The organism is Mycoplasma sp. 4079 (assembly GCF_047785185.1).
In the GTDB taxonomy this organism is placed as follows: domain Bacteria; phylum Bacillota_I; class Bacilli_A; order Mycoplasmatales; family Metamycoplasmataceae; genus Mycoplasmopsis.
In genome coordinates this window covers 20972-42796 of the sequence record NZ_JBLNNG010000003.1, presented here as the reverse complement: position 1 = coordinate 42796, position 21825 = coordinate 20972, and the positions used below count along the sequence as shown (strand labels likewise).

Annotated in this window: 16 protein-coding genes; 4 read left to right on the top strand and 12 right to left on the bottom strand. The window is 27.8% G+C overall.

What is annotated here, in order from left to right; translation table 4 throughout:
* Window position 1: 1 nt before the first annotated feature.
* Window positions 2–2146, top strand: a complete 2145-nt coding sequence (gene ligA / locus ACMZI9_RS01085; RefSeq protein WP_416099067.1) for an NAD-dependent DNA ligase LigA — start codon at window positions 2–4, stop codon at window positions 2144–2146.
* Window positions 2147–2222: 76 nt separating this feature from the next.
* On the opposite strand, the gene rplS is transcribed toward ligA, so the two are convergent.
* The 9 genes from rplS to ACMZI9_RS01040 all read right to left on the bottom strand — a co-directional run bounded on the left by rplS (window position 2223) and on the right by ACMZI9_RS01040 (window position 8873).
* Window positions 2223–2579: a 50S ribosomal protein L19 gene (gene rplS / locus ACMZI9_RS01080; RefSeq protein ID WP_257089090.1), complete on the bottom strand. Its 357-nt coding sequence runs from the start codon at window positions 2577–2579 to the stop codon at window positions 2223–2225.
* Window positions 2569–3255: a tRNA (guanosine(37)-N1)-methyltransferase TrmD gene (gene trmD, locus ACMZI9_RS01075; protein WP_257089092.1), complete on the bottom strand. Its 687-nt coding sequence runs from the start codon at window positions 3253–3255 to the stop codon at window positions 2569–2571. The genes rplS and trmD overlap by 11 nt, the downstream gene beginning before the upstream one ends.
* On the bottom strand, window positions 3255–3503 hold the full coding sequence (gene rpsP, locus ACMZI9_RS01070; RefSeq protein WP_257089094.1) for a 30S ribosomal protein S16: 249 nt from the start codon (window positions 3501–3503) through the stop codon (window positions 3255–3257). The genes trmD and rpsP overlap by 1 nt, the downstream gene beginning before the upstream one ends.
* Window positions 3504–3624: 121 nt before the next feature.
* On the bottom strand, window positions 3625–4650 hold the full coding sequence (locus ACMZI9_RS01065) for an energy-coupling factor transporter transmembrane component T (protein ID WP_323176740.1): 1026 nt from the start codon (window positions 4648–4650) through the stop codon (window positions 3625–3627).
* On the bottom strand, window positions 4650–5897 hold the full coding sequence (locus ACMZI9_RS01060) for an ATP-binding cassette domain-containing protein (protein WP_323176741.1): 1248 nt from the start codon (window positions 5895–5897) through the stop codon (window positions 4650–4652). The genes ACMZI9_RS01065 and ACMZI9_RS01060 overlap by 1 nt, the downstream gene beginning before the upstream one ends.
* Entirely contained in the window at window positions 5888–6688 is an 801-nt protein-coding gene (locus tag ACMZI9_RS01055) for an energy-coupling factor transporter ATPase (RefSeq protein WP_323176742.1), read from the bottom strand. Before ACMZI9_RS01055 ends, ACMZI9_RS01060 begins: the two co-directional genes overlap by 10 nt.
* Before the next feature lie 84 nt (window positions 6689–6772).
* Window positions 6773–7570 (bottom strand): GNAT family N-acetyltransferase, encoded by a 798-nt coding sequence (locus tag ACMZI9_RS01050; RefSeq protein WP_323176743.1) that lies wholly within the window; start codon window positions 7568–7570, stop codon window positions 6773–6775.
* Between the two features lie 332 nt (window positions 7571–7902).
* Window positions 7903–8190 (bottom strand): hypothetical protein, encoded by a 288-nt coding sequence (locus ACMZI9_RS01045; RefSeq protein ID WP_323176744.1) that lies wholly within the window; start codon window positions 8188–8190, stop codon window positions 7903–7905.
* Between the two features lie 128 nt (window positions 8191–8318).
* A complete protein-coding gene (locus tag ACMZI9_RS01040) occupies window positions 8319–8873 on the bottom strand; it encodes an inorganic diphosphatase (RefSeq protein WP_257089104.1) in 555 nt (184 codons plus the stop codon).
* A 209-nt stretch (window positions 8874–9082) separates the two neighbouring features.
* Between ACMZI9_RS01040 and ACMZI9_RS01035 the strand changes: the two genes are divergently transcribed.
* Entirely contained in the window at window positions 9083–9367 is a 285-nt protein-coding gene (locus ACMZI9_RS01035; protein WP_323176745.1) for a hypothetical protein, read from the top strand.
* Window positions 9368–9432: 65 nt separating this feature from the next.
* On the opposite strand, the gene ACMZI9_RS01030 is transcribed toward ACMZI9_RS01035, so the two are convergent.
* The gene (locus ACMZI9_RS01030) at window positions 9433–10047 is read right to left on the bottom strand and encodes a ribonuclease HII (RefSeq protein WP_323176746.1); all 615 of its coding nucleotides are present in this window, start codon (window positions 10045–10047) and stop codon (window positions 9433–9435) included.
* A gap of 61 nt (window positions 10048–10108) precedes the next feature.
* Between ACMZI9_RS01030 and ACMZI9_RS01025 the strand changes: the two genes are divergently transcribed.
* Complete coding sequence (locus tag ACMZI9_RS01025) at window positions 10109–10645, top strand: hypothetical protein (RefSeq protein ID WP_323176747.1); 537 nt, start codon at window positions 10109–10111, stop codon at window positions 10643–10645.
* A gap of 211 nt (window positions 10646–10856) precedes the next feature.
* Complete coding sequence (lysS, locus tag ACMZI9_RS01020) at window positions 10857–12320, top strand: lysine--tRNA ligase (protein ID WP_323176748.1); 1464 nt, start codon at window positions 10857–10859, stop codon at window positions 12318–12320.
* 133 nt (window positions 12321–12453) lie between these two features.
* Here lysS and ACMZI9_RS01015 read toward each other — a convergent pair whose 3' ends face one another.
* Window positions 12454–13407 carry an ABC transporter ATP-binding protein gene (locus ACMZI9_RS01015; protein ID WP_323176749.1) on the bottom strand — a complete coding sequence of 318 codons (954 nt, stop codon included), beginning with the start codon at window positions 13405–13407 and terminating at the stop codon, window positions 12454–12456.
* Window positions 13407–21815, bottom strand: coding sequence for an ABC transporter permease (locus ACMZI9_RS01010; RefSeq protein ID WP_416099066.1), 8409 nt, complete (start codon window positions 21813–21815; stop codon window positions 13407–13409). Before ACMZI9_RS01010 ends, ACMZI9_RS01015 begins: the two co-directional genes overlap by 1 nt.
* Between the last annotated feature and the right edge of the window lie 10 nt (window positions 21816–21825).

The window sequence follows — 21825 nt, the reverse complement described above, 5'->3', positions numbered from 1 at the left end:
TATGAAAATACCTGCTACAAAAAACGAAATAAAAGACTACATTATTGAGCTTACAAATGAGTTAAATAAACTCAATCACGCTTACTACAATCTAGATAAACCACTTGTTGATGACTTTGTTTATGATAGTAAATTAAGAGAACTTGAGGAGCTTGAAATTAAGTATCCTGAGTTTATTCAAGAGGATTCTCCCACAACTAAAATTGGTGGTGTTCCAAGTTTGAACTTCTCTAAATATACTCATCAAAAACCAATGCTTTCACTTGCTAAAGCATATTCACAAGAAGAAGTTAATGATTTTATTAAAAATGCTACAGCACCTATAAATTCATCACAAATTAACTTCAATCTTGAACCAAAAATTGATGGTCTATCAATCTCATTAATTTACAAAGATGGTAAATTAGCAAATGCAGTAACTCGTGGAGATGGTAAAGTTGGTGAGGATGTTACTAAAAATGCTTTAATCATCAAAAGCATTCCTAAAACAATTAATTATCTAAAACCAATTGAAATAAGAGGGGAAATTTATATTAACAAATCTAAATTCCTTGAAATTAATCAACAATTAAAAGAAGAATTCGAAGAGAAGAAACTTGAATTTATTAATAAAACTTGACCAGCTTATTTAGCTAAATTAGATGATTACAATAGCGGTAAAATAAAAGCGCTTCCAAAGGAACCAAAACAACCTACAGAAGATTATTTTGCTAATACCAGAAACATGGCAGCAGGTACTTTAAGACAGAAAAATGGTAAATTAATCATTCAGAGAGATCTTCAAATCATTATGTATGATATTGTAGATCCATTAGAGCACGGACTAAAAGAACAATCACAGATTGTTGATTTCTTGAAATCATTAAACTTACCTACACATCAATATCACTATGTAGAAAAAGATTTTCAATCAATAATCAAAAGAATTAATGAGTTTGAATTAGTTAAAGATTCATTTGAATATGACTGTGATGGTTTTGTCATCAAACTGAATCAACTTGAATATTGAGATTTATTAGGTAAAACTGCTAAATTCCCTAGATATGCAATTGCATATAAATACAAAACCGAAGAAGCGTATCCAATTATTAAAAAGATAGTAGCTACAGTAGGTAGAACCGGAAAAATAACTTATGTAGCAAGTTTTGATCCCGTTGAGTTAGTTCAAACAACAGTTTCAAATGCAACACTTCACAACTATGATTTCATTTCTAATATGAACATAAACATAGGTGACCAAGTTGTTTTAATCAAATCTGGTGAAATTATTCCTAAAATTATTGAGTTAAAAACTAAATACACAAACTCAATTTTTCCTAAGGTTCTAAATTGTCCTTCTTGTAATTCAGTTTTAGTTGAATATCCAGGGATTGTTGATCAATTTTGTGAAAATACAAACTGTTATGAAAAACTAACTAGAAACTTATCATTCTTCGTTTCTAGAGATGCACTTAACATTGTTTCACTAAGCGAAAAGACACTTAATTTCTTCTTTGATAAAGGTTGAATTACAGACCAATATTCAATTTTCAATCTAAAGGATAAAGCTGATGAAATTCTTGAATTCTTCAAAGAAAATTCATCAAATCCTGTTGTTAAAATCAAGATCGCTGATAAAAGATTAAATAACATTTTAGTTTCTATTGAAGAAGCAAAAAATGTTGAATTACATAAAGCATTATTTGGTTTAGGAATCAAAAACATAGGTCTAGTAGTTGCAAAAATGATTTCAGAAAAATTAACAAAACTTTCAGACCTATTCGAAATTAACCTTGATGAATACCTTTTAATTAATTCAATTGGACCTGAAATAGTTCAATCACTTAAAGATTTTGTCGCAAATAATAAAAATAAAGAATTAATACAAAAATTAGACAGTGTGTTAATTTACAAATCATCAAATAATGAATTTAAATCAGATAAACTTAAAAAGCAAACTTTTGTAATTACAGGTACACATTCAATTTCTAGAGATGAACTTTCAAAAATCATTGAGCAAAATGGAGGAACTGTTTCATCTTCAATTTCAAGCAAAACAAATTACTTGGTTGCTGGAGAAAATGTTGGGGCAACTAAATTTTATAAAGCAAACAAATTAAATGTTCCGATTATAAGTGAGCAAGACTTATATGAAATGATTAAATAGCACTTGTTGCTATTTTTTTATACAAAAAACCAGTCATTATAACTGGTTTCATATGTAATAAGGTATTGTGATTAAATTATTTGTTCTTTTTAATTTCTTTAAGACGAGCACTTTTTCCACTAAGATTTCTCATGTAGTAAAGTCTTTTTCTTCTAACTTTGTTTGAACGAACTACTTCGATGTGTGCGATTAAAGGTGAGTTAACTGGAAATGTTCTTTCAACACCAATTCCGTAAGAAATTTTTCTAACTGTGAACATTTCTCTTGTACCTGATTCTTTTTTACTGATTACTAAACCTTCAAAAATTTGAATACGTTCTTTTTCACCTTCACGGATACGTACGTGAACTTTAACGTTGTCTCCTGTTTTGAATTCAGGTAAGTCTGTACGTAATTGTGGATGTTCTACTAACTCTAATAATCTATTTCTCATTTTTAATTATCCTTTCATAAAGGTCAGGTCTATTCTTTTTAGTTTTTTCTAAACTAGCCTGCTCTTTTCATTCTTTAATTTTCTTATGGTCACCATTAAGTAATACTTCAGGTACTAAGTAACCTTTGTATTCTCTTGGTCTTGTATATTGTGGATGTTCTAATAAACCTCTACCTTGGAAAGATTCATTTTGATGTGATTCATCTCTAATGGCTCCTGGAAGTAATCTGATAATACTATCAGCCATTACCATTGATGGTAACTCTCCTCCTGTAAGTACATAATCACCTATTGATAATTCAATGTCAACAAAATTAAGTACTCTTTCATCAAACCCTTCATACCTTCCGGCGATGAAAGTGATTTGATCCTTTTTAGATAATTCCTCTGCTATTTCTTGAGTGAATTGTTTACCTTGTGGAGAAACTAAAATTCTATATCCACCGTTATTTTCTAAACTTTCTAAAGCTAAGTCAATTGGTTCTACTTGTAAAAGTAGCCCGTGACCACCACCATAAATCTCATCATCAACTTTTCTATGTTTATCTTTAGAAAAGTCTCTGAAATCAACCACATTAAATTCCACTAGTCCCTTTTCTTTGACTAAGTTAACAATACTTTCATTAACAAAAGGTTCATAGTATCTAGGGAATAAAGTAAGAAAATTAATTTTCATTATTTTTTAAGTTCTGAAGTTAATTTGTGAGCTCTAAATAAGTTAGCAACAGTAATTGTAGGTTGTGCACCTTGTTTTAATCATTTAGCAGTTAATTCTTTGTTTAAAACAAATTCTTTAGAAGATGGATTGTAGTGTCCTAAAGCTTCGATAAATTTACCATCACGTGGTGATCTTGCGTCAGCCACAACAATTTTGTATACTGGTCTGAACTTGTCACCCATTCTTTTTAATCTAATTTTAACCATTTTTACCTCCTTAATTAAGTGTAAAGCGCTAGTGCTTTACAGCTGTATAAATTTAGATATATTATAATATAAAAAAATAAATCACACGCATTTTTTTACGTATGATTTATAGACCTAAAAATTAAATAATTCTTGTTGCAATGTACTCAAATGGTAAGTAATTTGGATACACAATATTTACAATTAAGAATGATAATATAGCTAATATAACTAATAAAGAAATTAAATCAATTCAAGATTGTTTAATTTTTCTATATTTAGTTCTCTTAGCATATGGATCGTATCCTCTTGTTTCCATTGAGTTAGCTAAATCTTCAGCTTTTGAGAATGATGAAACGAATAAAGGAATAATCAATGTAGTAAATGCATCAATTTTTTCCTTAATATTCCCATGTTTGAAGTCTACCCCACGTGATGATTGTGCTTTAATAATTCTATTTGATTCATCAATTAATGTCGGTATGAATCTAAGCGCGATTGAAACAATCATCGCAATAACGTGTGTAGGTACAAAAATGAATTTAAGTGGATATAAAAGATCTTCAATTGCTTTTGTCAATAATATTGGTCTTGTTGTGTTTGTTAACAATGTAGTGATTAAAATCATTGTGTAAATTCTTAAAAATAAACTCAATGTTTTATTGATATTATCTAATGAAACACCATATTGAACTTTTTGCATAAGAGCATTTGAATGTTCACCTTTAAAAACAGATAACACACCATTTGTGTCTATTATTGTGTTATAAAAAGTTTTGCTTGCTGAAGTGTTAAAACTTCAGAATCCATTCGTCCAGTAAGCTTGAGCTAACCTATTTACATCTTGATGATCTTTTAAATATGATTTGCTCAACATATTAGCAACATCATTATGTACTGTTTCGTTTGTTATAGTGTACAAGTTGACTGCAAAAATTACAACAGACACAAAGATAGGTAACTTAAGCATTTTAAGTAATGGTCTTACTCTTTTATTTGTGTAAATATAAATAATAATAAGAGGTAAAAGTAAGATAACCATATCAATGAAATATCTAACCATAAACACCATTACAATATAAACAATAACCATAAGTAACTTAAATCTAGGATCTAATTTATATAAAAATCCATCACCTGGAATGTAACGTCCAAATACACTTTTCATTACACTCCCTTCTTACTTTCCATATGCTTATTAATATAGAAAGCCAATTGTTCTTCTGATGTTACTTTAGGTATATCTACACCTCTTTTTCTTAATTTATTGGCAAACTCTAATAAATGTGGTGGTTGAAGATTGTTTTCCTTTAAAAACTCAACATCATTTAAAACATCATAAGGTTCACCATCATTAACAATTTGTCCATTTTTCATAAGCAAAATACGTTTTGAGTATTTTAAAATGTTATCTAAATCATGAGTTACATTGATGATAGTTTTTCCTGATTTATGTAAGTTATTAAGAATTTCTAAAATTTCATCAACACCTTGAGGATCAAGTCCAGCTGTAGGTTCATCAACAACTAAGAAATCAGGTTCCATTGCTAGAATTCCGGCAAGAGCAACTCTTCTTTTTTGTCCACCACTGAGTTCAAAAGGGCTTCTTTCTAAATATTCTTCACCTAATCCAACAAGTTTTAAACATTCTCTAGCTTTTTCATAAGCTTTAATTTTTGGGACACCATAAGCCATCGGACCAAATGCAATATCCTCAATTATTGTTCCTTTAAATAACTGATATTCTGCAAATTGAAAAGCTATAGCAACTCTTTGTCTAATTTTTTTAGGCATAGATCTTAATGATTTGATCTTGCTTTTGTAGGTTTGTTGAGTCACAAAATCTTCAACATATTTAAGCTCATTAATTTTCTTTAATGTCTCAGAGTTAGCATCAAATTCATTTTTGAACAATTCAACTTCTTTACTAAATGAAAATTTAAACTTGTTTTTAAGTTTTGATTTTCTTTCAGTTTGATGATAACTGTATTCTTCACTAAATTTGTTGTAAGCTATCTTGTATTCTTTTTTATAGATTTTTTCTAACTCTTTAATTTGCTTATCATTAGCTTTAATTTCTTTTTTAATTTGAGCACTTTTTTCTTTAAGTTCTGCTTTATATTTAGGATCGTTTTTATCAGAATATTTTTTATCTAATGAAACTAATAGTTTTGATAGTTCATAGTTATATGTTCTTCTAATATTATCCTTATAAACTCATTCGATTACTCCATTTGTAGGTTCTAGTAATCTATTTAAATGTTCGATTAATGTAGTCTTTCCTGAACCAGTAGCACCAATAATACCAACATATTCACCTTGCTTAATTGTTGCAGATACATCTTTTAATGCAGTAAACTCTCAAGGTGTCTTTACACTAAATGTATGAGTTAATTTTTTTACTTTTATTTGCATATTTCTTCTATTAACTCACTTTCATTGTATGTTGGTTCAATTCCATTAATCATTGTGCTCATTCTGTAAATAAATGGAGATTCAATTTTCGCTATTTCAATAATTTCTTGGTTCTTTAATATTTCTTTTGGTGAGCCAGCTGCAATTAATTTTCCTTTAGCAAAAACTAAACATTTATCAGCTAAAATTGCTTCATCCATATCGTGTGTAATTGAGATTAAGGTTTTATCTTTTTGTTCTTTAATTTCTTTGATTATTTGAATAACACTTGATTTACCTTTCGGGTCAAGCATTGATGTAACTTCATCGAAAATAATAACATCAGGATTTAAAGCTAAAATTGCAGCAATAGCAACCCTTTGTTTTTGTCCTCCACTTAAACTTTCAGGTTCTCTTTCAAGTAAGTTTTCCATATCAACTTTTGCTGCATATTTTTTGACTAACTTATGCATTTCTTCGTGTGGAATGTTTCTATTTTCTAATCCAAATGCAATATCATCTTCAACACTAGAACCTACAAACTGGTTGTCTGGATTTTGAAAAATAATCCCAATTTTCTTTCTAATCTTAAGTAAGTTCTCTTTTGAATATTCAATTCCATCAATGCTAATTGAACCGCTTTGAGGTTTCAGTAAAGTTACAAGTACTTTTGATAAAGTACTTTTACCTGAACCATTGTGCCCTAATATAGCAACATACTCACCTTTTTCAATAGAAAAAGAAACATTTTTCAATGCTGGTTGAGTATCTGTTTCTCTATATCTGAATGTAATGTTATCTACCTTAATCATAAATATAATTTTAATAAAAAAGCAATATTTTGATAGCTTTCTTATTGGAAAATTATTATTTTTAAATAAATTTAATTTATTTAACTAATTTTCCACTTTTGAAGCTATAAAATATTGTGCTTTATCTTTAAAGCCTAACTTTTTGTATAAGTTACCAATCTTTTCTTCTGTGTAATATAAAAGTGGTTCAAGATTATTGTTTAATATATCCTTACATAGTAGTGAAACTAAATGCGAAGCTAAACCTAGACCTCTAAATTCTGTATTTGTTGCTACTCCTCAAATTACTGCGTTTTTATAATTTGTATAAACAACACAAGCGTGAGAAATTACTTTTTTATCTTTTAAAGCTATATAACCATAGTTTAAGTTATTTTCTAGAATATATTTTTTATAAGAAGCAACTCAATGATTTCTTGAGTTTGGATAAAAATTTTCTTCTTCGAGGAATTTTTTGATTTCATCAAAATCAAATAAATCAACTCTTCTAATTAATATCTTTTTATCTAATGCTTCTTCCTTTGCTTCGCTAAAAGCAAAATCATCTTTATCTAATGCAGCAATAGTTTGATTGTAAATTTCATAATTATTAAGATTACTGATTTGATGAACCAAGTTCAAGCAAGCATTGCCATAAGTTATTACAGTTGGTGAAAAATCTGAAAGCAAATTAATAATTTTCTCTACATTTTCTTTTTTGTAGTTTACATTAGATATAAATGCAGAATATGCATCATTTCTAAAAGTGTTAATTACCAATCCATTTTCGAAATAGGTAATAGAACCATTATTTTCTAATTTATTTTCTAGTAAGTCATTTTCATATAGAAAAATATAGTAATTATTTACAAATCATTCTTCCTTTAATAAGTCTAAAGTCATAAAACTCCTCAGTTGACAAATTTCAGTTAACTATATCACTATGAATTTTACTTTTATAGCTTGTAGAGCTATATAAAAAGGTACAATTATGTGCTTAATTTTTTGAATTATCTTTATTCTAAAAGTATTCTCCAACAATTGGCGCAACTTCTTCATCATATCCAAATGATTTAAATGTAGTTCTATATATTAGCAATTTTGCAAATGAATATGAATTACCCCGATTACAGCATAAACAATAAGTAATACTCTTTTTGCAATATTACTGTTGAATGGATTTTTGTTGTTTCGCTAAATGTTGTTATTCCTAATTTAACCATTTTAATTTCTCCTTAATTTTCAATTTTCTTTAATAATTTGTTAATTTTTTTATTCATAAATTCCTTATTTTCATATTTCTGCAAATTAATAGCGGTTTTATCAAATATTGAGTAACTAAAATCTTTCAAATTGTTTTGAGACATTATGTGCTGCGAAAACTCTATTTCATTTAAATCAATGTATTCAAGATTGATTCCTAATTTATTTTGATAATACTTAATGACATTATTTGTAACTTTACTTAAGCAAGAGTTTTCTTTAAACGAAAGATTACTATTTAAAAACAAAACTTTCTTCATATTTTTCTTTCTATTTTGTAAAAAGTTAATTTTTTACTATTTTTTTACTTAAAATCTAACTTTTTTTCATAAGATTTTTTGTTAAGAAATAAAAAAATCTATCCCTTAAAGGATAGAAAAATATCTAATTAAGCAACATATTTTTCAGGATGTTTTTGTTTCATTAATTCAATGAATTCTTTTTTATCCATTGAACCATATTTGTTCATTAAATCAACACATTCTTCATATTCAGCAATAGCTCATTCAACATCTTCAAATCCATCAACCGATGTAATTCCTGGACGTTTTCAGTTTTTGTATGTACTAAAGAATGTTTTAACTGTATCTAAAAATGGTCTTGGTAAGTCTGATAATGAGTTAATATGATCTAATCTGTAATCATCAGCGTGAACTGCAATTAATTTTGTATCAGTTTCACCGTCATCAATCATTTTCATAGCACCAATAATTCTTGCATTTAATAATGAACCTGGAATGAATTGTTCTGATGAATATAATAATACATCAAGTTCGTCTCCATCTCAGTCTAATGCTTCAGGAATGAAACCATAGTTGCAAGGGTAAACAAAATCTTCACGTAAGATTCTATCTACTTCAATTTGTCCTGTTTTTCTGTTGTATTCATACTTGATTCTTGAATTTTTTTGAATTTCAATTTTAATTTGCACTTCTTTTTTCATAGTCATATTATAAAACAAAAATATTTCACTTTCTACTTTGCTTTTTTTTTTTTTTTTAGAATAAGGATATAGATAAAAACGAAGGGATATATATGGAAAACAAAATAAGAAACAAAACGTATTATACGAGACCAATATTCTGATTATCATTAATTTGAATATTTATTATTTCTGTATTCATTATATACATAATATGATCAGCTGTTGCGATGCAAAAACAAAGTTACTATTATTATTCATATTATTCAAATTCATATTATTCAGAATGAATTGCTAAAATAAAAATAATTGCCTCAATCATAGGAACGATTATATTTATTCTTTACATAATATTAATATTTTTGCAAATCATTGCTATTGTTAGACTTTTTCACAGAAAAACAGAAGATCATATTGTAATAGCAGTATTATATATTTTAGCCTGTGTATTTGGTCCAATCTTTAGTTTTGGAGGCTCAATGTTAGCTAAAAAATATGAAATAGATTTAATTTAATTTTCAAGCACTTTAGTTTTCTGAGTGTTTTTTTTATTAAAAAAAACTAGGTGACCCTAGTCAATTTATCTATATTTTCGATGCTTTTCGTATGATGTTACAACTGGTTTGTATTTAGTTCTATGTATTTTAGTTGGACCAAACACATTTAAAGCATCTAAATGCTTTTTAGTTCCATAACCTTTGTTATTTTCAAAATCATATTCAGGGTATATTTTCGAATATTCTTTAAGCATTCTATCTCTTGTGACTTTAGCTAAAATGCTAGCAGCAGCAACAGAAATTGAAATTGAATCACCTTTAACTAAATTAATTTGTTCATAGTTTTCTAAATTTAATTTTTCATAATCTGTAATTATCAAATCAGGTTTGTTTTTAAGTTTTTTAACAATAGATTCCATACCTAAAATTGATTCTCTTTTAGGATTTGAATTATTGATTTGTTCAAGAGTTCTAACTTCAATGACATATTCAACACAATTGTTGACTATTTCTTCATAAAGTTCTTCTCTTTGTTTTTCAGTTAACTGTTTAGAATCTTTAATTTTGCTATTTGAGTATCCTTTAGGAAAAATCACACCAGCAACTACTAACTCACCAGCTAAACAACCTCTTCCTACTTCATCTAAACCAATAATGACATCATATTTGTCTCAATAATTCTTTTCAAAATCTAACATAAGTAAATTATAAAGTTAAATATAATTAATATATTGATTTTATTCCAAACAAGGAGATATTATGGGTTCATTAGTTACAGCACATTGTGATATGTGCAATAAAGATTATAGATATGCTTTTGGAACAATTGCTGATGTAGTTCCATTTGATATTGTTATTAAATTAATGGTTAGAGAACAAAAATATTTATTAGACTTTGAAGTGTATAAAGAAGTGTTGAGAAAAGAGTTAGCTGAAGATCCACAATTTAAAACTTTATCATATGAACAACAAGATAAAGTTTTAGAAACTTCATTTAAACAGGTTGATGAATTCTTCCCTCAAGAAGAAAAAGATATGATTAAAAACAACATACTTTGAGGTGGTTCAGTAGAAATTTACCCAATTGTTGATTTAAGAATTCCTGAAGAACAAAGAGAAGTATTTAATGTGCCTTTAGTTCATTTAGAATTTTTAAGACCTGAAGGAACTGTTAAATATGACCGTAAATATAATGAGAATGTTTTATATGTTCAATTCACACCAGATCAAAAAATGTTAACTTGTCCAAAACACGTAACAATTTCAGCTAGAAAAGTAAAAGAAGATAGAATCTAAAGCGACCATTTTATAAAAAATTTTTTTTGAAATCACTACCTATTTCGGTAGTTTTTTTGTTTTTTTAGACAATAAAATTCAAATCAAATAATTTCAAAAAAATACGTGTGTTACTATCAATATTTTATTAGTTATGTTTCTAATATTACCCCACTAATATTTTTAATATTAGTGGTATACTTTAAACATATTTATTAATGGAGTAAAAGATATGACAAAATATACAGAACAAGAACAAGTAAGACGTAATAAATTAAACTTTTACAAAGAAAATAATATTCAAGCTTTTGCAAAAGCAGATGGATTAAAAGAAAGGTCATATTCAGATGAATTAACTTCTAAATACGAAAATGTATCTAAAGAAGAATTAGAACAAAATCCAGTTTCTGTTGCTATTGCAGGTAGAATTTTAACAATGCGTGGACCTTTCATTTTAATCAAAGACTACCACGGAAAAATTCAAGCTTACTTCAACAAAAAAGAACATGATGAATCTGTTAATGCATTAGTATCATCTTTAGACTTAGGAGATATTATTTATGTTGAAGGTAATGTTATGAAAACTCACACAGGTGCAGTTACTGTTAAAGTTCAAAATATTAAACTTTTAACAAAAGCTCTTAAACCACTTCCTGATAAATACCATGGATTAGCTGATGTTGAAGAAAGATACAGACACAGATATGTTGATTTAATTGTTAATGATGAATCAATGCAAGTGTTCTGAAATAGAACAAAAATTATTAGTGAAATTAGAAGATACTTTGATGAAAGAGAATATATGGAAGTTGAAACCCCATTCTTACATGATTATTTATCAGGTGCTTCTGCTCGTCCATTTAAAACACATCACAATGCATTAGATCAAGAATTTGTTCTTAGAATTGCTACTGAAATTCCTCTTAAAAAGCTTTTAGTTGGTGGAGTTGATAGAGTTTATGAAATTGGTCGTATTTTCAGAAACGAAGGAATCGACACAACTCATAACCCTGAATTTACTTCAATTGAATTCTACGAAGCTTACTCAAACCTTGAAGGAATGATGCAACGTACAGAAGAACTTATTAAAAGAGTTGCAGCTAAATTAGGTAAATCAACAGTTATTAACAAAGGTATTGAAATTGATTTAACAAAACCATTTAACAGAGTTGATATGGTTGAAGCTGTTTCTAAAGCTACAGGTAAAGATTTTAGAAACATTTCATTTGATGAAGCTGTTGAGGTTGCTAAATCATATGGTATTAAAATTCAAAAATTCCATCAATTAGGTCACATTATTAATGAACTTTTTGAAGAACTTATTGAAAAAACATTAATACAACCAACTTTTGTATATGGACATCCATTAGAAATTTCTCCTCTTACTGCTAAAGGTCAAGACCCAAGATTCGTTGAAAGAGCTGAATTGTTCATTAACACAAAAGAATATGCAAATATGTACACTGAGTTATCAGATCCAATTGACCAATTAGAACGTTTTGAAGATCAATTAAAAGAAAAGAACAATGGAAACGATGAAGCTAGTGACATTGATTGAGATTTCGTTGAAGCGTTAGAATATGGAATGCCACCTACAGGTGGATGTGGAATTGGAATTGATAGATTAACAATGTTATTAACTGAAAAAGATTCAATTCGTGATGTTCTTTTATTCCCTACAATGAAACGTAAATAGTATTTAAATTACAGACTTTTAAAGTCTGTTTTTATTATACTTTTTGTATTCCAATTGTACTTATTCCATAGTCTCCAAGGTATAAAAAAATACTCACCACTATTTTGTGGTAAGTATTATTCAACATAATTAATTATTCTTTTCAATCAATATCTTTTGGATGTTTTGTAGTTTTGTTAACTGTGATATTAGCAACTTTTCCGTTTTTGATTGTGAAAACTTTATCAGCAATTGGTGCTATAAGAGGGTTGTGAGTAACCATAACTATAGTAACACCATATTTTTTATTAATGTCATATAAGTAATTTAAAACAATCTTCGAAGTAGCATCATCAAGTGCTCCTGTGGGTTCATCAGCGAAAATGATTTCAGCATTTTTAGCCAATGCACGTAGGATTGAAATACGTTGTTGTTGTCCCCCGGACATTTGTGATGGATATTTGTTTTTAACATCTTCTAGTTCAAATTCTTCAAATAACTTATCAATGTTTAATCTTTTGCTTTTATCTTTTTGTAAGTAAGCACCAGTTTCAACATTGTCATAACCATTTAGATTTTGTAATAAGTTGTAATTTTGGAAGATAAAGCTAACGTGTTTTCTTCTAAATAAAGTAAGTTTTAAATCTGAGTAGTAAGGTAAGTTTTGATTACATACAATAACTTGTCCTCTACTTGGTCTATCAAGTCCACTTATAAGGTTAAGTAATGTACTTTTTCCACCTCCAGATTTACCAAAGATCATAACAAATTCACCTTTGTTAATTGTTAATGAAACATTCTTTAAAACTCTAGTAGCTGTAGTTCCTGACAAGTAAAACTTACTTACGTTTTTAACTTCTATGACTGCGTTACCTGTGTTTTTAAGTTTTTCATTACCATCTTTAGATCTCTTTTTGTTTGAAGCTTTTCTAATAACTCTAGCAATTGATCTGTCTAATACAACTTTGTTGCTTCCACCATCAGCATCAAGAATGTCAAATACATTTTTCTTTGTAATTTTGACATCTGATGTCTTTTTAGTTAAAACAACAACTTCTTGAGTGTCTTTATTTGTGTCATTGTTTACATTTACGTTTTTATTTTCCATTATTTACCTTTCAATAAATCAATTGGTTTAACTTTGTTAATTCCGATTCAAGATAATATTGACGTTACTAAGAATACTCCTAGAATAACTAATACTGTCACTAATATGTTTAGAGGTGAAATAACAATAGGAATTGCAATAGATGCAGCTGATGTTAAGAAACCACTAAAGATTGATATAAATCCAAATGCTAATGAGATAGCTATTAAGATAGATATAAGAATAAATGGTAAGTAAATTCCATAGAAAATCTTAATTTTTTCTTTTTCATTATATCCAAGAATTGATCAGATAGCTATATTCTTCTCATTTTCTCCAATAAGAATTGTTGAAATGATTACCAATATAACTATAGAAATTATGAATGCTAAGATTGTTACAATAGTTACAATTTTTTGAACTGTTTGTGCAATAGACATTGTGTAACCCACTTCAATAACTTTAGAATCTAAAGTATTAGCCATAGGGATATATAAGTCGTTATTGAATATATTAGCAAACTTCTTAATGTGTTGTTCTGCATTAGCTCTTGCTAATAAGTAGTTATCTTTGATGCTTTCAGTTTCTTTATATTCAGGATTTATAAATTTAGCAATTTGTAAGTCTGAATATCCTAAAGTACTCATTACTCCATCGATTGTTGAGTTATCTACTGTTTGTCTTGATCCAAATAATGCATCAAACATATCTTCAAGATATTTAGTTGTTAAAGTAGATGTGTCAAATGATTGGATAGCTGGTCAGTAACCACTGTTTGAATATAATCCAGCTGATGATAATAATTGCATTGGTAATGGGTGTTTAGACATAATACCGTTAAACACTTCATATTTAGGGTTATGTTTAACTTTATCTAATCCTGTAAGTATATCAGCAGCTTTTTTAGGAATAATAAACTCATTATTAATATATGTTGGATTTATACCTCTAACAATGAATTTGTAAGTTTGTCTCTCTGGTTCTTTATATTCAGGGTTATCTAATTTCTCATAATATTCATTTATCTTATCTTTGAATCTATTTACATTATTGTTTACAACAACTTCAAATTTAGATCCAACTAATAAGTTAAATGCTTTTGATGAAACTTCGTTAATGATAAGTGGAATAGGTTTATCGTTAACATCAAATCCGTTTTGACTAAACTCGTCATTAATTAATTTAAGTAAATCTTGTCCATTAGTAGATTTAATCTTAATTTGTTTTGAATCTTCTTGGTAACCATATAACTTAATAGTTTCGTTCTTGATTTTACCTCTCTTAATTTGATTTGCATCTACGTATGTGTAAAGCTCATCAAATTCAGGGTCAAAATATAAGCCACCAAATGAAACTAAGAAGTCACTTACAACTGATGCATTAGGATTACGTTTTAATAACTTACCATTTTCTTTATAGATTTGTTTGTATCCATTAATTAAGAATTCTCTATATTCATCTCTATAAGCTGATGTTGAAATTATTATTTCATCAAAATCAGTTTTATTTTTGTTAGCTTGAAGATAAACAAATTTACCTAATTCTGGGCTAGTTTCATTTTCTACATAACGGAAGAATCCTGAAACCGTTCCTGCTTGAACTAACTCAATCATTTTAGTCATATCAAGAATTTTTCTATCACCATCTTGTTTGTAATGTAAGTTTGGTTGTGTTCTTTCAAGTCTTCTACCAATTTCATTTCTTACTGATGTAATTCTTGATTTTTGTGAGTCGGGTAATGAATTGTAAACTTGATCTCAAGGGTCAATTGAAACTGATGAATCAATCTTAATGTTAACTGAGAATTGTGAAATTACGTGTCCATCAAAATCTGTAGGATTTCCGTTTGGATATCTATATGATGTAGTTCCATCAGAGTTTTTGATTGCAAGTTTATTTACAGCTGTTGATATACCTGGTTTGAAGTAATCGTTTTGATATTGGTTAATTTCAGCAATATCTCCAACAGGTACATAAAGTGTGTTTTCTAAATCTTGTGCTGTGAATAAATTAATTCCACCACCTTCTATTGTAGGTGTTCTTAAGTCAAATTTGTAATTGTAACTTCTGTTTTTATATGTTTTTTTAATTGATGATTCGAATTCACCAAAGGTTGCTATTCCGAACAATGTAGTTATAGCAACTAAAATGATTGAAATACCAAATGATGCCAGTTTTCAGAAGCTGTGGAAGATTAATGAAGCACTAAATTTAGTTTTAATATTTCTCTTCTTGAATAAGTTTGCATATTTAGCGTGGAAGTCACCTGTACTTACTTCTGTTATTCCACTCATTAAGTCAATTGATTTATATCTTAATGAACGAATTGAAACAACAATAATAAGTATAGACATAGCTGCAAGTGGTAATATGATGTTTATTCCAAATGAAACTATTGAGAAGTTTAGCGTCTGAATCGGTATAGCTCAATAATCACTTAATAACTTAACAGCTTCAGCATGTATTAAGAAACCAGTTAAGTATCCTGCGATACCTCCAATAATGATTGTAAAGAACGCAAACACAGTCATTGATAATGAGATTTCTAATGGTGTATAACCTTGAGAAACTAAAATACCAATAGCTTTGTTTTTGTTTGTAATGTATCTCTTAATAATGAAAATAATTGAGATAGCAACTAATGTAATTAAGATAGATAATAAGATTTTTGAAACGAATCCGATTACTTTAATGAAGTTTTTAACTGCAGTAATTCTAATTGCACGTTCAGGGTTAATTCCATCAATTTCATCATCTAGATAAACTCTAGGTAAATCATTTGAGTTATTTGTTGCTTTATTAACAACTTGAATTAATTCTTGTTTAAGTTCTTCATTTGTTAAGTTTGTTGAATTCTTAACAAGCAAGTATTCTTTAACAACATTTCCTCTGTAAGCTTGTGCAATTTTGTCAAACCCTTGTGAGTTAACGTAAACAATAGCTTGGTTATTTGTATTAACTTGTAAGTTTGCTTCATCCACAACTGGATAAATATTATCATATGTATAATCGTCACCAATAATGATAAATTCTGAACCATTTACATTAATTTTGTAATCTTCAGGAAGATTTTTGATTAATTCAACCATTCCGATTGGATTATTTGGTAATTCACCATCGTAAATTTTCTTCTTGTTTTTAGCTAATCATACATAGTTAACTTTTGCAATGTATGAACTTGTTTGGTCAAATTTAAGTGTGTTATCTAATTTGTTAACACCTGTAATTGTGTTTAAAACATCTTCAATAAGTTTAATAATGTTTACACCAAATGGCGAATAATTTTCAATGTTGTTTCCAACTTTTGAATATCAGTATTGAATAATTTCGTTGTCAAAAGCAACATTTAAAAGTCATTCTTTACCAATAGTTGCAAACACAGGTTTTCCTTTTTCGAATGAACTAATAAATTCACTTAATTCAACATCATTTCTAGCTAATTCCTCAAAGTTAATAACCTTATCCATTATCAAGTAAGCAATATTTGCTTTATTTTTACCACTTTCTCCTAGGTTGTTTGTGTTTGTTAAGAATCAAACTGCAACTTCAGGATGTTTAACAATTGTTAACGGGTGTAACAATGCATCTGAAATTCCTAATCTAACAACCGGAATTTCATTAATTGAGTTACTTAAGTAAATGTTAAATGTATTAAAGTGTTTTACAAATAATTCGTTTGAAAATACACCTTTAATTAAGTTTTCTAACACAACTGAATCAATGTTTGTAAATTCTGATGTATAAACATCTTTGAAGTGCTCTGGGTTGAATTTACCGTATAACTCAGATGTTGCAATGTATGCAAATGATTGAATAATTTCTAACTCATTATCTTGCACATATTGTTTATATTCAGCGAATTTTTTAATTAATTCAGCTAATAATGAATTTGTATAGTTCCCTTGTTCATCTTTTGCGAAGAAGATTTCTTTAAGTTTTAAAGTATTTGCAAGTGATTTAGTAATACCAAATCCTGTTTTTTCAAATGAAACAATGTTTTGTGATGATGGTTGAATTAATTCAAATGAACTAAAATCAGACAATATTTCTGAATTGTTAGCTAATTTTAATAATTCAAGAGCAAACTCTTTAGTTTTTGCACTGTCAGAATTTACTGATTTATCAAACATTTTCATTCAAACTTTGAATAATGGATATGCTTCTTTCACATAGAAGAATGGGTCATTATTTTTGTTGGAAATATCTAAGAATTTCTTAATAGCTTCTTGAACTAATGAATGAACTGAATTGTTTTCAATTGGCTTGTATTCTGCAAAGTATTTGTAAATATCTCCAATTGATAAGTTAGGTTGTAATTTAACATTTGAAGTTGTTTGCACAACTAAGTTAAGAACTTGAATTCATTCATTAACTAATTGCTTAGCTTCGCTTAAAGGTATTTCTCTTTTGTCTTTAGTAAATCCAAACACACCCATAGCATCATTTGTTTCTGATGATGGGAATGATGTTAGTGAAACTGTGTTTCCGTTTCAATTTTCAAATCTAACTTTGTATGAGTGAACAAAGTTGTAAAGTTTGTCAAATAAACTTAATGAATTTTGAGTTGATGTAGATGTATTAGTATCTGCTCCTGCTTCAGTTGTTGAAGAAGGTTGAGGAGATATAAAGATGTTGAGAAGGTCAAAGTAGTCTAATTTTTCATCATCTGCAACTGGAATTGTTAAATATAATCCGTTGTCATCAATTTCAATATTTGTCCCTTTGTCTGAAACGTTAAACATTGAAATTATTGATTCTTTAAATGTTTTATTTGAACCTGGTAATGCAAATAATGATTTAATAAGTGCATAAATAAAGTCTTTTGATCCAACTCCTGATGTCGCATATTTGTTTACTCTATCTACACTTTGATGTTCAGTGTAGAACATTTGTTTTTTGCTTAAAACAGCATCAATAAAGATGTCAAAATCAAATAAGTTAATTACATACTTAGTTCAATCTATAACGTTTTTAAATGATTTATCAGCTGAACCTGGATACAAGTTAATAATTTGTCAAATAGGTTTAAGTTGAGGCATAAATGAATTAAATACGTCATATAATGGGTTAGCTTGATCATTAACATCAGCTAATAAGGCAATGTTAATATTCTCTAATAAGTCAAATAAATGCGTTTTAAATGCTTTTTGATCAACTGATCTAATAAATCATTCAATTAATTCAAGCGTTGATAATTTTCTTACGTACTTAACAATTTCTTTAGTTCCATCGGCTTTTGTAATTTCTCTATCAACTAAATGATCATGTTCATTTAAGAAAAAGTTGTTTGATTGCTCTGTGAACTTAACAAAGTTAACTGATTCAATAATTCCAATAATTGAATCAAGCATAACAACAGGATCTTTAATAAATTTTGATAAAGTCCCCACTTTAACCGGCACTTCTACACCAAGTACATTTAAAACATTAAATAATTCTTGAATTTGTTCAGTTAAATATTGTTTTCTTTCTTCAAGAGTATCTTTTTGTGCAATAAATCTTCTTAAGTTTGTAAATAAGTTAACAATAAGTTTGTTTGCATAATCACCATTTACATTGTGTGATAACTTGTAAAGGAAATCAAGGAACAATTTAGGAATAATCCCTAAATCAATACGTCCTGATGAGAAAATTGTTGCAAATTTATTTATATTAACTGAATATTCAGAAGCTTCGATAAATGCATAAATAATGTCTTTAGTGAAAAATCCTTGTTTTGTTAAATCGCTATCTAACAATACTTTTTGTATATTTTCAAAAGCTTTATTTAAAGTTTGTTGTGTAGCTGCTTCATTTAAAACATCACTTAATGGTGCTCTATAACCAAAAGGTAAATAAACAACGTTATCAAATTCATTACTATGTTCAACTCATCCTTCTGGATTGATTTTTGCCATTAACGTCAATTTATTGTTTTCTAAGTATGAATCTGTTTCTTTTAAAGTTAATCTACCAGTTGATAAACGTTCTTTATCAAATTCAGAAACACCTTTTTTTGATAATGAAACATTTTTTCAGTAAAGTAACTTTTTATTAGCATCATAAACAGGTTTAATTATGTAGTATGTATCTTCTTCTCTTGATGGATCAAAAGTAATTCCTAATTCAGCAAATTGATTAAAGTCGCTATCAGGTAATAAATTACCTTGTGCATCTGTTTCTGATCCAACAAATTTTGCTAATTTATAAATTTTCGATCTATCTCAAACTTCAAATAATTTAGTTTCTGGGTAGTTTTGATAAATTTTCACTTGTCCATATGTCATATCTAATGAAACGTATTTTTCATATGGAATGACGTTACCAATAATTTGGGTTAAAATATTGTGAATTGCATAATATGGTAATTCTCTAGTTTTGAAGTAACCATCAACATTTGAATAAAGATTAAATAAACCTGTTGGATTATCAATTTCATTGAAAAGTTTGTTTACATTGTTTTTGATTCCATCAATCTTTTGTTCATTATCACCCATATTAACAAAGTGATATACGAATTTTTCATTTTTAGATGTGTCGAATGCATCAATTGTGATTGATTTCTTGATACCTATGTTATCTACACCGACTTTTTCTGAAACTTGGTTGTAGATATCTTTTTTAACAATATCTAAAGCACCATTTTTAATTTTTGTGAATGTGATATCTCAGATTCTTTTATTAGATAACTTGTCAAATTCTTCTTCTGTTAATCTATCTCTTGATGTTTCAATTTGTGCAATTGTTTTATATCCATCAAATGCATATTCTGCATAATTAGGAATCTTCGTTCTCTTTTCATAATTTAACACTGGTAAAAGTAAAACATTGTTTGGAACAATAACACTTACATCATTAAGTAACTTGTTGTAAATATCAGTTAATTCTGAAACTGATTGTGATTTGTTAATTGATGCAGTTTGCAATCTTGTGTTTACATCGTTAGCTAATGCATCAATTTCTGGAACTCTACTCTTGTACTCTGGGTGGTTGTCAACTTCTTTTCTTGTGAAGTTATAAATTTTTAAAATAAGAGTTTTTAAGTCATTAATAATAATTTCTTTAATAGCAAAGTCTCTATCTAAATAACCTGGTTGGTCTGATAAATCAGCTAATCTAAGTTGCTCATTGTATGTTAAATCATATGTAAGAACTGAATTGTTCTCATAAATTAACTCTTTGTTTTCTTTTAAAACACCTTGTTCATCAAAGTGGATAAAGTATTTAAGTGAGTTTTTATTTCAATATGAGAATTTTTTAAATTCTGATGGTAATTCACCATTGTTTCCTTTAATTAAATTCTCCATAAATGTAACATATGCTCCATCTCAGTTTTTCTTGAATGGATCTACATATGTTGATTCATAAACTCTTCTTTGGTAGTATGTGTATTCCTCTTGTTTTGCAGCTCATTTTAAAGGAATGTTGTAAGTATGATTTGTTTCAAAAACAAATGGAATTGGTTTGTCTAATGTTCTTGATTCATCATATAAAGATGAATAATCAAATTCTGAATTTAATTCAACATTAACAACATCAGTTGGTTTAGCATCCTCTGGAATGTTAATTAAAGTTGAGTTTTTATCTTTATTAAGAATGAAAATGTAATTGTTATTTTGATATTTATCAAAACCAAGTTTGTCAGCAAGTGTTGCTGGTTCAACACTTAAACAAACTCCTTCATACATTCATTCTTTACCTTTAACCATGTCAAAAGTAGCTTCTTTTGTGACAATATTTAAGAATAAAGTTTTAACTTGAGAAAGAATAACATTACTTTCAGTATCTGTTGTAATGTATCCGATATCTTCTAATTTATAAGTTTTATCAAGCACAAAGTGGTCATTTAAATTTAAAACAACTTGTGTTGTAACAGGTGAATATGAGTCATTTTCTTTTTTGTATAAGTTAACAATGAAATCAGTTTTCATTCTCATTGTTTTGATGGCTTTATCAAAATCTAATGTTAATGAACTTGCGTTTTCATTCTTGAAGTCATAAGTGTTGTAGATTTTTATAAAGTCAACTCTATCAATGTATTTGTCTTTATATTTTTCCTCATCAACAAATAAACTTAATGGAATAAATGAATCTGTAATTCTTGTTAAGTCAATTACATAACCTTCTTTTTTGTAATTATCCGTTATATAGTTAATTCCTTTATCATAAACACTTTTATTTTCGTAAACAAGTGAATCTGATTTAGAAAGTCCGTTAACAAAATACCCATCATTGTATGCTTTCGCATTTGTTGATAGATTTAAATCGATTGTAATATTGTGTGAAACTGATTTTTTCTTAGCAGCTTCATATTGTTGCTTCATTGATTTAGCAGCATCATTTAAAACAGTGAAAACTCCTGCCGTTAAAAATACAAGGATAGTTAACCCTATAACAGTAGCTTTGTTTTTAAATAATGACTTAAAGACTTCTTTAAACAAATTCTTCATAAAATCCACC